Raw genomic sequence first — 13,148 nt, forward strand, 5'->3', positions numbered from 1 at the left:
TTGTAAACGAAACTGACCAAATTTGCGCCATGATTCTGCCATTCGATTTTCACCGGGACCCGTTCCTGATTCTGGATTTTACTGACAACAATCCGGAACTGGCCGGGATCGACCTTACGGACACTAAAGTGTTTACGAATTACGTTTTTGGTAAACTTCAGCGAAACGGAGTTGTCGTTGGCGTGGGTGGTTACAACGAACACCGCGTCATTTACCGGCGCAGTCCGCATTTCAACCAGACCGAGGAGCCACGCTGCATCCATCTGGGCATCGACCTCTGGGCGGTTGCCGGAACGCCGGTTTTTGCCCCGCTTGATGGCGTGGTGCATAGTTTTCAGGACAACAATCACTTTGGCGATTACGGCCCGACGATCATTCTCGAACATCAGTGGAACGAAAAACCGCTTTATTCGCTCTACGGCCATTTAAACCGCCCGTCGCTGGCGGGATTACGAGTCGGTATGCCCGTAAAAACCGGTCAGAAAATCGCGGAAATTGGTCCGTTTCCGGAGAACGGGGATTGGCCACCGCACCTGCATTTCCAACTGATAACCGATCTGCTGGGTCATACCGGAGACTTTCCGGGCGTTTGTTCGCTGACGGATCGGGAGTGGTTCCTGGCGATTTGCCCGAATCCGAACCTGTTTTTGCAAATTCCGGGACTGTAGTTCCGAAGTTATTTTTCCGTGATAGAAATGGTAATGTTGTGGGGAGCGGGTTCGTCGCCACCAAAATACGGATAGAGCCGGTAACGATTCTTGCTATCAACCGTCGTACAACCACGGGCAATGACGGTTTCTTTTCCTTTGAAGGTAAACACGTAGTTACCACCGACGATGCTGAGCTGGTAATCGGTTGGCTTGTTTAGTTCGACCGTGCCGAGTTCTTCGGAGACGCGTTCACCGTTGCGGTAGCAGTAGGCATAAATGCGAAGGGCCTTATCCCGCCAGTTCCAGCCGTACCGGGCACTGGCGGTCTGGTGGTGAGAATCGCAGTCGGAAAAACCGTATAATTTGTTTATATCGTGCTGGTTTTCAGGGATTTTACTGGTATAAATCGCGGAGCTGTCAAAAACGGCGCTAAACGACAAACTGGTTTTGGTGAGAAACGAAAGGTCGTTGTGATCGGCGAAATTCTCCCCGGCTTTGATATGATAAACCACCGTTGTCGGCGTTGTAGGGTCAATGGTTGGACCGGAATGTTTGCATCCATGAACCCCGATCAGGGAGATTACCAATAAATAGAATATAATGCGCATTCGATGGATTTATTCAGAGAATCATAAAGGCAATTCACCTTCATTCCGAGTGTTAATTACAAATAATCACGATTGAAAAACGGGTAACTTTAGGTTATCTTTTACAAACATGCGAAAACTTTCATTATTTATTTTAAGTGTTCTTAGTCTTTCTTCCGCACTGGCTCAAACGCCCGATCTGCCCGTGAACCGGATTGTGGTAATTGGCGAGGCAGAACTGGAACTGCCTGCTGATCAGGTACGCGTAACGGTAAGCCTGCAATATTCGGACCCAACTGACGCCCGGAAGGCGTATGCCGCGCATCAGAATGCCGAAAAGCAACTGGTGAAGTTACTGAAAGATTACCAGATTGATGAAAAAGACATTCGGTATACGCTGTTGAATGTTCAAAAAAACGATAATGGTATTTACCAACCCGGGGAACGGAAGCAGGAAATTATCACGATGCAGCAGGTTATTTTTGAGCTAAAAAAACCGGAGCGCTATCCGGATTTGCAGCTGGCATTGATCAGTGCCGGTTTTAACCGGTTTCAGGCGTCCTATCGCTCCACCAAGCAGGAGGAACGCAAAAACAGTGTGCTGGAAAAGGCCGTTGAAGTGGCTCGCGAAAAAGCCGCCGTGATGGCAAAAGCCGCCGGGCGGACCTTAGGCGCGGTGTTAAGCGTTCGGGATACGGAAGAAACGGACCCGGTTTTGCAGCGACGGTTTGGGGCCGAAATGGATGTTATGGCCGCCCGGGTTGGTTACGGCAGCAACCTGCTCGATATTCCGCAAACGATCCGGATCCCGGCGCAGGTCAAAGTAACGTTTGAGTTAAAATGAGCCGGATTAGCCGAACTGGGCTGATTTGGCTGGTTTTTTCGGTACCGGTTTTTGGGCAATTATCATCCTACAAAGTCTTTTTCGGAACCACCACCGATCAGCAGATTCTGCTTCGTCAATGGCAGCAAAATGGCCGGATGCAGTATCTGGTCGTTCATCCGCAGACCCTGGAAACCCGCATCATCAGTCCGCCGACAGCCAGTGTTCGGGCCGCGACCTGGGCAGACCTTGAACAGCGATTTTCGAAAACCGCTTACATGCGGGCGTTGCAGGCCGAGAAAAACCGCGACGGGTCGTTGCAGGACGCGGGCATTGAACGGGCCGACACCACCGAACGCGGTTTTAGCCTGACGATCGATTTGTGCCCCTCCACCAAACCGCTGACGCGGGCGGTTTTTGAACAACTGATTGCGGCTTTTGAACCGGAAGAAAAACCGATTCCGGTGACGATCACCATCACCGGTTTGTGGATGCAAAGCCACGTGTCGGATCTGGCGTATTTAAAAAGCCTCGTCAAACGGAGGGACCTGGACATTACGTGGGTCAACCATTCGTTTCATCACCGCTACGATCCGCGGTTGCCGTTGCCCGTTAATTTTCTGCTCGAACCGGCCACAAACCTGAACGACGAGGTGCTGATGAACGAGCAGGCCATGATCCTGAACGGTTTGCTGCCGTCCATTTTCTTCCGGTTTCCGGGACTTGTTTCCGACAAAACCGTCTTCGATCGGGTGCTGACGTTCGGCCTGTTGCCCATTGGGAGCGATGCCTGGCTGGCAAAAAATCAGCAACCGAAGCAGGGCAGCCTGGTGTTGATCCACGCCAACGGAAATGAGCCGCTGGGCATTACGGATTTCATCCGCTTAATCCGGCAGAAGTCGGTGTCAATTCGGAACAAAACCTGGCTGCTGTATGAATTGCCCGGCAGCGTGGCGAAAGCCGAAGAGCAGTAAGGGAAAGGTTCTTTCTAAATGCAGACAAAAGAAAAAGAGAATGGATAAACGACTAACCGCTTAAAATCAAAGACGAACTCTCTCCTCTTTTTTCTTTTGTCTAATCGTCCCCTGAAGTATGTTTAGGTACCAAACCAGCAGAACCGATGAAATACCGCCTACTCCTTTTTTGCCTCCTGTTTTTTGTTCGATTAGTACCAGCCCAGACGGCGGGCGGGGCGGCACCAACTATCTCCACGTTTACCAGTGGGATGGAAAAACAACCCGGTTTTCTAACCTTTTATTGGGACGCAAAAAAGGGAAAGATCTGGCTCGAAATTGATAAATTCGATACGGAGCTGCTTTATTACCCGTCGCTGGCGTCGGGCGTTGGTTCCAATGACATCGGCCTGGACCGCGGGCGATTGGGGCAGGAACACATCGTTAAATTTCAGCGAACCGGTCCCAAAGTATTGCTGGTAGAACCCAATTTCCGGTACCGGGCCATCAGCAATGATCCACTCGAACGCCGGGCCGTTGAGGAGTCGTTTGCGCAGTCGGTTCATTGGGGGTTTGATATTGTCGCCGAGGAAGGAAACCGGGTTCTGGTCGATCTGACGCCATTTTTATTGCTCGATGCCGTGGGAGCGGTTCAGGACATCAGCCAGACCCGGCAGGGGAGTTTCAAGCTGGATGCCAGTCGATGTGCGATCTATCTGCCTCATTCCAGGGCTTTTCCCCAAAACACGGAATTTGAAGCGACCATCACGCTGACCGGCGATGCGCCCGGCGCTTATCTGCGTTCGGTGGTGCCAACACCAACGGCCGTCAGCATGCGCCAGCATCATTCGTTTGTTCAATTGCCGGAACCGGGTTACAAAGCCCGGGAGTTTGATCCGCGAATTGGTTACGGTGGCATTGAGTATTTCGATTACGCGACGCCCGTCAGTCAGCCGATCATAAAACGCTATATCTCCCGGCATCGGCTGGAAAAGAAAGATCCGAAAGCCGCCATCAGTGAAGCCGTTAAACCGATTGTCTATTACTTGGACCCCGGCACACCCGAACCCATTCGTACGGCTTTGCTGGAAGGGGCGGCCTGGTGGAATCAGGCGTTTGAAGCTGCCGGTTACCGGAACGCCTTTCAGGTTAAACTGCTCCCCGCCGATGCCGACCCGATGGACATCCGGTATAATCTGGTGCAGTGGGTGCACCGCTCCACGCGGGGTTGGTCATACGGCGCCAGCATTATCGATCCCCGAACGGGCGAAATTATCAAGGGGAAAGTAACATTAGGTTCACTGCGCGTACGGCAGGATTACCTGATTGCGCAGGGGCTGGTTGGGAAATTCGACACGGATACATCGCACGTTGCCGAAATGATGCAGATGTCGCTCGACCGGCTGCGCCAGCTGGCCGCCCACGAAATCGGACACACGCTCGGTTTGCCGCACAACTACATTGCCAGCACGCAAAACCGGGCGTCGGTCATGGATTATCCCACGATGGTAGCCAAAGTGAAAGGGGCCAGTATCGATCTGTCGGATGCGTACACCAAAGGCATCGGCGATTACGATAAATGGAGTATTACCTGGGGGTACCAGGATTTTCCGGCCGGGACGAATGAAAAGCAGGAACTGGATAAAATCGTCCAGCAAATGCACGCCAAAGGATTGACTTTTTTGACGGATCAGGATGCCCGGCCCGAAGGGAGTGCTCATCCGGCAACGCATTTGTGGGACAATGGCAGCAATGCCGTCGACGAACTGAAGCGGACCACGGAAGTTCGCCGGATTGCGCTGGATAATTTCTCGGAAAAGAAAATACCGGCCGGAACGCCGATGGCGACGCTGGAAGAGGTTTTTGTCCCAATGTACCTTTTTCACCGCTACCAGACCGAAGCTGCGGCCAAGGTGCTGGGTGGGCAAACCTACACCAACGCGCTGCGGGGTGACGGACAACCGGTTTTGTCGACGGTGCCGGTGGACGAACAACGCCGGGCGCTGGATGCGTTGCTGAGCACGCTCAACCCGGTTTTTCTGGCGGTGCCGCCCTACCTGTTGAAATCCATTCCACCGCGACCGTTCCGTTACAATGCCAACCCGCGTGAGGTATTCAAACGCCGGACGGGCATGACGTTCGATCCGCTGGGACCACCCGAAGCCGCCGTTGGGATGACTTTGCGGCTGATGCTGAATCCGGAGCGGTGCGCCCGGCTGGTCTACCAGAAAATGTTCTATCCGAACCAGTTGGGGCTGGATGAGTTGCTGGATCAGCTCATTAAAACCGTTTACAAGCGCCCGGTCGACAAAACCTACACCGGAACGATAAATCACATGACCGCCCTGAAACTGACGGAACAACTGATCGCACTAGCTCAGAACAAAGACGCCGACGGTACCACCCGCGACCTGGCACACCGTTCTCTTTTACGGATCAAAACGATGGTTGAACCCGCTCTGGCCAACCCAATTTCTAATTACGGACTGATTACGCACCTGATCCGGCAATACGAACAAAATCCGACTCTGGTACCCCAACCAACGGTTTTGACTCTCCCTGACGGAGCGCCCATCGATACCGGTCAGGAGTGGCTGGATTCCCTGCTGGGAGAACCGGCCTGCGAGTGGACTAAGTAACCAAATTAAGAATTATGGTATAGTTTTTGAATCAAACCGGGAGACTGGATTTCAGTCTCCCGGTTTGATTTACCATTGAAAAGACTGTATCGTCGCCAGTTTCAGGCAGTTATTCGCAGAATTGCTCTATGCGCATTGTGTATCTTTTTATCATTTTGGGTGTTGCCCTGGTTTTCTATTTAAGCTGGGTGCCGAGTCCCATCATGCGGTTTGTGTGGTTTTTGCCGGATTGGGTGGCGCGTTGGGCGGATGTCAAACAAAATGAAGATCTTCGCACGGCGGTACCGTTTGTATTTCTGGGTTTCCTGACCGGTACCTGGCTCGCCTATTCGCGTTATTCGTGGTCATGGTGGTTGGTGGCCGCCCTTGGACTGACGGCCATTGCCGCCATTGCCGAAGTAGGCCAACTGGCTTTACCGCTCCGTAATTTTAGTGTTTTAGACATCATGTGGGGCGGCATCGGTTCGGTGGTGGGATTACTGACGATGGCGGTTGTGGTATTTATCAGTCGACAAATAAAATTTGGGTTTAAGCAGAGTTAAAGGCAAAACCGGTGGTTTAGGATGAGATGGCAACGCATCTCAGTTGCATCCGACGCCATCAAATCCGCAGTTGACCGAATCAAAAACCGGACGATCAGGCATCAGATCGTCCGGTTTTTGATTTTCCGGCGGGGTACATACCGGAGATAAAAGCGACCATCTGAGTAGAGTTCTTCGCTTCCGGACTCTATTCGTATGTCCATCACACAACCTCCTATGAGAAAATTAGTGACGATCCTTGGTCTGGTCAGTACCAATTTTGTTTATGCCCAACAACCGGCGGACTCCTTATCCCCGTCCGTCAAACGCATTCCGGAGAAAAATGAATTGAAATACAATCTGAACGAGTCGGGTTCCCATTTTTTTAAAGTTACGTTCCTGAATCAGACGTGGTTGCGACTCAACCAGAGCAATCCCGGTACGACGGTAGTTGGCGATCCCAAAGACAATACCTTCGACATTGGCCTGCGCCGGACCCGAATTCAGCTGTTCGGCCAGATCAACGACCGGGTGTTGCTGTACTTCCAGTTTGGGATGAACAACTTCAATTTCCTGAATGCATCACCGGCGTTTAATACCAACGGTACGGTTTCAAACCGGAAAATTCAGGCTTTTTTCCACGACGCGGTGGCGGAATACCTGGTTTTTAAGAACAAAGATTATTTGAAGATCGGGGGCGGTTTGACCATCGTCAGCGGTTTATCCCGCTTCACACAACCGGGAGTAAGCAACATTATGTCGATGGACGTACCGGTTTTTGCCCAGGCCACGGTTGACCAGACCGACGAATTTGCCCGGAAGCTGAGTATTTACGCCCGCGGTCAGGTGGGGCCGATCGATTACCGCGTGGCCGTTAGCGATCCGTTTCCGATTCAGACCAATGGCGCAACTCCGCCGGCGCTGGGGCCAAATGCGAATTTTGCGTTGAAAGGGCAGACCAAACAGTTGCAGGGAATGCTGCTGTACTCGTTTTTCGATAAAGAATCGCACCAGACACCGGGCTACATGACGGGCACGTATTTGGGTAAAAAGAAAATCGTGAACCTCGAAGCCGGTTTTATTACCCAGAAGAAGGCGGTTTGGCATACCGGCGATACCGCAACCGATACGGTTTACCGCACGATGAACCTTTGGTCGGTAGCCGCTTTCGTGGATATGCCCGTCAATCGGGCCAGGGGAAATGCGATAAATGCGTATCTGGGGTATTTTAACCTTGATTACGGCCGGAACTACCTGCGGTACAACGGCCTTATGAACCCGGCCAGCGGAACCACGCAGCCCATCGGTGGATTGAGTGGAACGCAGGGCAATGCGTTTCCAATGTTCGGTACGGGGCAGGTAATTTATTCGCAGCTTGGGTACTTATTCCGGCAGGATTTACTGGGCAGCAACGGAACGCTAATGCCATACGCTCAGGCACAGCTTGGCAATTATGACCGCGTAAATGGCAGCATGGGCGTTTACAGCCTCGGCCTCAACTGGCTGATCAAAGGCCATAATTCCAAATTAACACTCGATTACCAAAACCGCCCGTATTACATCGCGCAGCCCGTTACCGGAAAGCTGGAGGAGCAGGGTCGGCGCGGCCAGCTGGTGCTTCAGTATCAGGTGTTTATTTAAGAATAAAGAAGTAAGACAAGAGAGGTGAGAAATGAGCCAGAAACTGTAGTCTCTTGTCTCACTTCTCACCTCTCTTGTCTTTTTCACTACAGCGTTTTCAGAATGTCGTTCATGTTCCGAACGGCGTCGGCCGACTTGTTGAAAGCCGCCTGTTCTTCGTCATTGAGTTCAAAATCAACGATCCGCTCCCAGCCATTGCGACCGATTACCACCGGTACGCCCAGGCAAATGTCCGACTGACCGTATTCACCTTCCAGATATACGCAGCACGGAATGACACGTTTCTGATCGCGAACGATGCTTTCCACCAAAGCGGCACCCGCAGCACCCGGTGCATACCAGGCCGAGGTTCCGATCAGTTTGGTCAGCGTAGCACCACCGACCATCGTATCAGCAGCCACTTTTTGCAGCGTTTCAGCGTCCAGGAAATGGCTAACCGGCACACCCGAATAAGTTGCCAGCCGCGTCAGAGGAATCATGGTCGTATCGCCGTGTCCGCCGATGACCACTCCCTGCAAATCGTTGGGCGAGCACTTCAGCGCCAGCGACAGGTACGTCTTGAAACGGGCCGAATCCAGAATTCCTCCCAAACCGATTATGCGGTTTTTGGGCAAACCGGACGACTTCAGCGCCAGGTACGTCATCGTGTCCATCGGGTTGGAAATAATGACGAAAATAGCGTCAGGAGAGTGTTTCAGGATGTTTTCGGTCACGCCTTTCACGATGTTGGCGTTCGTGCCGATCAGGTCCTCACGCGTCATGCCCGGCTTGCGCGGAATGCCCGATGTGATCACGACAACATCTGAATTGGCCGTTAATTCGTAATTATTGGAAGAACCGGTAATTTTTACATCACAGTCTAACAAAGTAGACGCCTGAAGCATGTCTAACGCTTTGCCTTCGCTCAGACCATCTTTGATGTCCAGGAGCACAACCTCCTCGGCTAATTCGCGTCGGGCGATGTTATCGGCACAGGTCGCTCCGACGGCCCCGGCACCTACTACGGTAATTTTCATAGAGTTAATGGTTTATTAACTGACAACTATTTTAAACGACACAAAAATAGAACAGCCGCTGAACACTGACACCGTGACGCAGGCTTTTTTTTAAGAAATAAGACATTTGGGGTATAAAATGTGTTATAGGTATGTCCAGCGATCCAAGGACTTTAATTCCTAATCAACCTATGGCAAACCGTCGCTTATTAACGGCAATCCTGAGTTCTATTTTTTTTAAACGTTCGACTGAGAAAGCGTCACGGTACGCCCGAAGCGGCAAGAGCCTGCTCGATTTGCTTCACCGTGTTGCTGAAAAGACCCGGGTATTGGGTGTTGGTGCCAGTTATTCGGCCGCCAAAGACCAGATTAATATATTGGTGCGCATGGTGCGCGCTTACGCCAAGGGTGAGTACCGGGCCATTCCCGGAAAGACACTCCTGCGGATGGTAGCGGTTTTGGTGTACTTCGTTTCACCCATCGACTTCATCCCGGACGTGTTGCCACTGTTGGGAATGACCGACGATATTGCGCTTTTGTTCTGGTTAGTAAGTTCGATCTCGGACGATATCAACCGGTTTACCGAGTGGGAGCGTAACCACGCGTCGTCGATTAAAATTGGGTGAAATCGTTTTTTTAGTGCACAATAAATTCGTAATATTCGTTACTTTTGTAAAGAGTTTCTGCATACACTCATAACTCATACTATCATGGCATTACTCACAATTTATGCATTCCTAGGCTCACTTGGTGGAACTGAACTTCTTTTGATTGGTCTGGTGATTCTGTTGTTTTTCGGTGCAAAACGGATTCCTGATCTGATGAAGGGGCTCGGCAAAGGCATCAAAGAATTTAAAGACGCTACCAAAGACGTTCGCGAAAACATCGAAGAAGGACTTCGCGATACGAATATCAAATAAGGAATGATAAATGTAAAATGATGAATGTTAAATGTAAAAGTGGGTAACAGTCAGTACCTTTTACATTCGACATTTTACATTTAAGATTTATCATTTTATCAGAATTTCAGACAACAGCTCGGCCTGAACGGTCGTTCTGTTGTCTCTTTTTTTCTACCAGCTGTACTTTACTATGCCCGGAAAACCGTACGATTCCCTTTCTGAAATTCAGCGCGATCTGGCTGCCGGATCGATTACCTGCCGCCAGTTGGTGCAACACTACCTGCAGCGAATTGACGACCATAAGCACCTTAACGCCTTCGTAGCGGTTTACGCCGACGAAGCCCGCCAACGGGCCGACGAAGTGGATGCGAAAGTAAAAGAAGGGAAGGCCGGGCGACTGGCCGGAATGGTATTGGGAATCAAGGACGTTCTCTGTTACAACCAGCACGGCGTTCAGGCGGGCAGCCGGATTCTGGACGGTTTTGTCTCGCAATTTACTGCCACCGCCGTGCAACGGGTGATTGACGAGGACGTGATCATCATCGGACGTCAGAACTGCGACGAGTTTGCGATGGGCTCATCCAACGAGAATTCGGCATTTGGTCCGGCCCGGAATGCCGACGATACCGACCGGGTGCCGGGCGGCTCGTCGGGTGGTTCCGCCGTGGCGGTTCAGGCTGGATTATGTCTGGCTTCACTGGGGTCGGATACCGGCGGTTCCGTGCGTCAGCCTGCGGCATTTTGCGGTACGGTCGGCCTGAAACCCACCTACGCCCGGGTGTCGCGCTGGGGATTGATTGCCTACGCGTCGTCGTTCGATTGCATCGGACCCATTACCCGTTCGGTCGAGGATGCGGCTTTGCTGCTGGAAATCATGGGGGGCGCCGATGAATTTGACAGTACAGTAAGCCGAAACTCGGTTCCAGCTTATACGAAGCAACTGACCTTAAACCGCCCTTTGCGAATTGGCTACCTGCGCGATGGCGTGGAAAGTGAAGGCGTTGACCCGGTTATTCGGCAAAAAACGCGGGAAGCCCTGGACCGGTTGCGCGAACAGGGGCATACGGTTGAGCCCGTTGATTTTCCGTTGTTGAAACACATCCTGCCTACTTATTATATTCTAACTACCGCCGAAGCCAGTTCCAACCTCTCCCGCTTCGATGGCGTCCGGTTTGGGTACCGCAGCCCCGCAGCTACGGATCTTGAATCGCTCTACAAAAAATCCCGGACCGACGGCTTTGGGGATGAAGTTCGTCGCCGGATTATCCTTGGCACTTTTGCCCTTAGTTCCAGTTATTACGACGCCTATTATACCAAAGCCCAGCAGGTTCGTCGTTTAATCAAAAACGAAACCGATGCATTTTTTACGCAGTACGATCTGATGGCTTCGCCCGTAACACCGACGACGGCTTTCCGGATTGGTGAAAAGTCCAGCGATCCGCTGCAAATGTACCTGGCGGATATATTCACGGTGCAGGCCAACGTCGTTGGTTGTCCGGCTATTTCCGTTCCGAACGGGACTGACGAAAATGGACTTTCCATCGGTTTTCAACTGATGGCTGCGCCGTTCCAGGAAGCTGATTTACTGGCCGCGGCCAACGAACTGACTCAGACGTTAGTAGAGAAAGCGTAAAGAAATGATCGAAATCGTATAAGCTGCGGCACGAAAATTGGTTTTCGACTAATTGACTAATATCCACAAATTTACGTCTGGAGAAACGACTGATTTCATTCGTTTTGCGGCCTATTTTGCCTAAAAATTTGATGAAAACTATTTTTTGTCCTATTTTTATCGACCAGACCGTTCTTGCCTTGAAAAATACTTAACCATCATGTAACCAAACACCTGCTCATGTCGAACCTGAAGAAGACCCTTCACGGCCTCCGATTGGCTTGTACCGTACTGATTTTTTTAAGCCTCGTTCCCCGCAGTTGGGGAGCTTATTTTCAAGCCGACACCACGATTGTCAGAGCTGATTCGACCCAGGAAACCATTGAAGTGGTGGATGTGCCGGAAGTTTTATCCGTTCCGGAAGACGTTCTCCGTGACCGACTGGCAAAACTGGAGCAGACCATCCCGCTAAACTACAATAAAACCGTCCACGGTTTTATCGATTACTTCACCTTCCGCCGTCCGAGTTACACCAAGAAAGTAATGGAGCGGATGCCGATGTTCTTCCCTTTGTATGAGCGCCTGCTTGCCCAGTACGAAATCCCTGATGAACTCAAATACCTTTCAATTGTCGAGTCGTCGCTTGATCCAAAAGCGGTTTCGCGAGTGGGAGCGGGCGGTTTATGGCAATTTATGCCGTATACCGGGGCGGACTTCAAACTGTATCAGGATGAGTACATCGACGAACGCATGGACCCGGTGAAATCGACTGATGCCGCCTGCCGGTATTTGAAAGATCTGTACCGGGTTTTTGGCGACTGGCACCTGGCGCTGGCGGCTTATAACAGCGGTCCGGGAACCGTCAAACGCGCGATGCGTCGGTCCGGGGGCGATTCGTTCTGGACGATTTATAACTTTTTGCCCAAGGAAACCCGCGCTTATGTTCCGCAGTTCATTGCGTTGACTTACATGATGAACCACGCCAATGATCACGGCATTTACGCGGAACAACCCGAATACCCCATTCCCTGCGACACCATTCACGTCAACGGTTATCTGTCGATCGAGCGGTTTTGTACCTACAGCGGTGTTCCGCTGGCCGAAGTGCAAAAGATGAATCCGTCGATCATGACCGGTGTTCTATCGGATCAAACCCGCAGTTTTGTGCTGCGCGTACCCAAGGCCCATTTCGATTATTTTGCGGCAAACCGTCGGGCGATTCTGGACTCCGCCGGACGGACTCCAACCGTGTCGACAAATATGCTGCTGGCTTCGACGGAGAGTGTCAATTATAGTTCAGATTCGTCGCGGAAGCGGGATTATTTCCCCTTTACGGATGCCAATGAAGAACAGGCCCGCGAATCTCGACCGGTAGTAGCTGCCAATCCAATTGCTTCGGAAGATGAAAATATTGAGGAAGTTGTCCGCAGAAAGCCCCGAAAAATTACGTATGTAGTCAAACGCGGGGAAGCACTTTTGCGAATAGCGGAAAAATACGACGTGGAGGTCTATGATCTGAAGAAATGGAACCACCTGCGTTCAACCCGGATTCAGAAAGGACAGAAACTCATCATTCTGCGCGAACCGGCGGCCCCCACGACCTCCTCGCGGGTAGCAAAGTCGACCAGAAATAACAGCGACCGGCCGGAAGTGGCGAAGCGGACCAAAACCTATAAACCCAAATACCACCGGGTTCAGGATGGCGATACCCTCTGGAATATTTCGCAGCGCTACAGTGATCTGACGGTCGATCAACTGAAAAAACTGAATAAAATCAAAGGCAATTCGCTCAAACCCGGTCAGCGATTGATCGTAGGCTAATCAG

12 protein-coding genes are annotated in these 13,148 nt (G+C 51.4%); 10 read left to right on the plus strand and 2 right to left on the minus strand.

All coding sequences use genetic code 11. The annotated features are described in order from the left end of the window. The first annotated feature begins 29 nt into the window (after window positions 1-29). Complete coding sequence (locus GJJ30_RS13720; RefSeq protein ID WP_154175732.1) at window positions 30-668, plus strand: peptidoglycan DD-metalloendopeptidase family protein; 639 nt, start codon at window positions 30-32, stop codon at window positions 666-668. Window positions 669-676: 8 nt separating this feature from the next. On the opposite strand, the gene GJJ30_RS13725 is transcribed toward GJJ30_RS13720, so the two are convergent. After that, a complete protein-coding gene (locus GJJ30_RS13725; RefSeq protein ID WP_154175733.1) occupies window positions 677-1,258 on the minus strand; it encodes a hypothetical protein in 582 nt (193 codons plus the stop codon). Window positions 1,259-1,367: 109 nt separating this feature from the next. On the opposite strand from GJJ30_RS13725, the gene GJJ30_RS13730 reads away from it, so the two are divergent. The 5 genes from GJJ30_RS13730 to GJJ30_RS13750 all read left to right on the plus strand — a co-directional run bounded on the left by GJJ30_RS13730 (window position 1,368) and on the right by GJJ30_RS13750 (window position 7,814). Beyond that, the gene (locus tag GJJ30_RS13730; protein WP_154175734.1) at window positions 1,368-2,081 is read left to right on the plus strand and encodes an SIMPL domain-containing protein; all 714 of its coding nucleotides are present in this window, start codon (window positions 1,368-1,370) and stop codon (window positions 2,079-2,081) included. Further along, a complete protein-coding gene (locus GJJ30_RS13735; protein WP_205880563.1) occupies window positions 2,078-3,034 on the plus strand; it encodes a polysaccharide deacetylase family protein in 957 nt (318 codons plus the stop codon). The genes GJJ30_RS13730 and GJJ30_RS13735 overlap by 4 nt, the downstream gene beginning before the upstream one ends. Window positions 3,035-3,180: 146 nt before the next feature. Continuing rightward, window positions 3,181-5,652 carry a zinc-dependent metalloprotease gene (locus tag GJJ30_RS13740; RefSeq protein ID WP_154175735.1) on the plus strand — a complete coding sequence of 824 codons (2,472 nt, stop codon included), beginning with the start codon at window positions 3,181-3,183 and terminating at the stop codon, window positions 5,650-5,652. 128 nt (window positions 5,653-5,780) lie between these two features. Continuing rightward, window positions 5,781-6,194, plus strand: a complete 414-nt coding sequence (locus GJJ30_RS13745; protein ID WP_154175736.1) for a VanZ family protein — start codon at window positions 5,781-5,783, stop codon at window positions 6,192-6,194. Window positions 6,195-6,410: 216 nt separating this feature from the next. Further along, window positions 6,411-7,814, plus strand: a complete 1,404-nt coding sequence (locus GJJ30_RS13750; RefSeq protein WP_154175737.1) for a hypothetical protein — start codon at window positions 6,411-6,413, stop codon at window positions 7,812-7,814. 86 nt (window positions 7,815-7,900) lie between these two features. Here the strand turns inward: GJJ30_RS13750 and mdh are convergent, their stop codons facing one another. Further along, complete coding sequence (mdh, locus tag GJJ30_RS13755; RefSeq protein ID WP_154175738.1) at window positions 7,901-8,830, minus strand: malate dehydrogenase; 930 nt, start codon at window positions 8,828-8,830, stop codon at window positions 7,901-7,903. A 170-nt stretch (window positions 8,831-9,000) separates the two neighbouring features. Here mdh and GJJ30_RS13760 point away from each other — a divergent pair, with 170 nt between their 5' ends. From GJJ30_RS13760 to GJJ30_RS13775, 4 genes are all read left to right on the plus strand, one after another. Next, window positions 9,001-9,435, plus strand: coding sequence for a YkvA family protein (locus tag GJJ30_RS13760; RefSeq protein ID WP_154175739.1), 435 nt, complete (start codon window positions 9,001-9,003; stop codon window positions 9,433-9,435). Between the two features lie 84 nt (window positions 9,436-9,519). After that, the gene (locus tag GJJ30_RS13765; RefSeq protein ID WP_154175740.1) at window positions 9,520-9,729 is read left to right on the plus strand and encodes a Sec-independent protein translocase subunit TatA/TatB; all 210 of its coding nucleotides are present in this window, start codon (window positions 9,520-9,522) and stop codon (window positions 9,727-9,729) included. 172 nt (window positions 9,730-9,901) lie between these two features. Beyond that, window positions 9,902-11,344 carry an Asp-tRNA(Asn)/Glu-tRNA(Gln) amidotransferase subunit GatA gene (gatA, locus tag GJJ30_RS13770; RefSeq protein ID WP_154175741.1) on the plus strand — a complete coding sequence of 481 codons (1,443 nt, stop codon included), beginning with the start codon at window positions 9,902-9,904 and terminating at the stop codon, window positions 11,342-11,344. Window positions 11,345-11,563: 219 nt separating this feature from the next. After that, on the plus strand, window positions 11,564-13,144 hold the full coding sequence (locus tag GJJ30_RS13775) for a lytic transglycosylase domain-containing protein (protein ID WP_154175742.1): 1,581 nt from the start codon (window positions 11,564-11,566) through the stop codon (window positions 13,142-13,144). Window positions 13,145-13,148: the final 4 nt, after the last annotated feature.

The sequence above is a fragment of the Larkinella terrae genome, from assembly GCF_009668025.1.
GTDB lineage: Bacteria > Bacteroidota > Bacteroidia > Cytophagales > Spirosomataceae > Larkinella > Larkinella terrae.

Excerpts from the sequence above, each read along its gene's own strand:
- GJJ30_RS13720 (WP_154175732.1), top strand. The coding sequence starts at position 30 with ATGATTCTGCCATTCGATTTTCACCGGGACCCGTTCCTGATTCTGGAT.
- GJJ30_RS13725 (WP_154175733.1), bottom strand. The coding sequence starts at position 1,258 with ATGCGCATTATATTCTATTTATTGGTAATCTCCCTGATCGGGGTTCAT.
- GJJ30_RS13730 (WP_154175734.1), top strand. The coding sequence starts at position 1,368 with ATGCGAAAACTTTCATTATTTATTTTAAGTGTTCTTAGTCTTTCTTCC.
- GJJ30_RS13735 (WP_205880563.1), top strand. The coding sequence starts at position 2,078 with ATGAGCCGGATTAGCCGAACTGGGCTGATTTGGCTGGTTTTTTCGGTA.
- GJJ30_RS13740 (WP_154175735.1), top strand. The coding sequence starts at position 3,181 with ATGAAATACCGCCTACTCCTTTTTTGCCTCCTGTTTTTTGTTCGATTA.
- GJJ30_RS13745 (WP_154175736.1), top strand. The coding sequence starts at position 5,781 with ATGCGCATTGTGTATCTTTTTATCATTTTGGGTGTTGCCCTGGTTTTC.
- GJJ30_RS13750 (WP_154175737.1), top strand. The coding sequence starts at position 6,411 with ATGAGAAAATTAGTGACGATCCTTGGTCTGGTCAGTACCAATTTTGTT.
- mdh (WP_154175738.1), bottom strand. The coding sequence starts at position 8,830 with ATGAAAATTACCGTAGTAGGTGCCGGGGCCGTCGGAGCGACCTGTGCC.
- GJJ30_RS13760 (WP_154175739.1), top strand. The coding sequence starts at position 9,001 with ATGGCAAACCGTCGCTTATTAACGGCAATCCTGAGTTCTATTTTTTTT.
- GJJ30_RS13765 (WP_154175740.1), top strand. The coding sequence starts at position 9,520 with ATGGCATTACTCACAATTTATGCATTCCTAGGCTCACTTGGTGGAACT.
- gatA (WP_154175741.1), top strand. The coding sequence starts at position 9,902 with ATGCCCGGAAAACCGTACGATTCCCTTTCTGAAATTCAGCGCGATCTG.
- GJJ30_RS13775 (WP_154175742.1), top strand. The coding sequence starts at position 11,564 with ATGTCGAACCTGAAGAAGACCCTTCACGGCCTCCGATTGGCTTGTACC.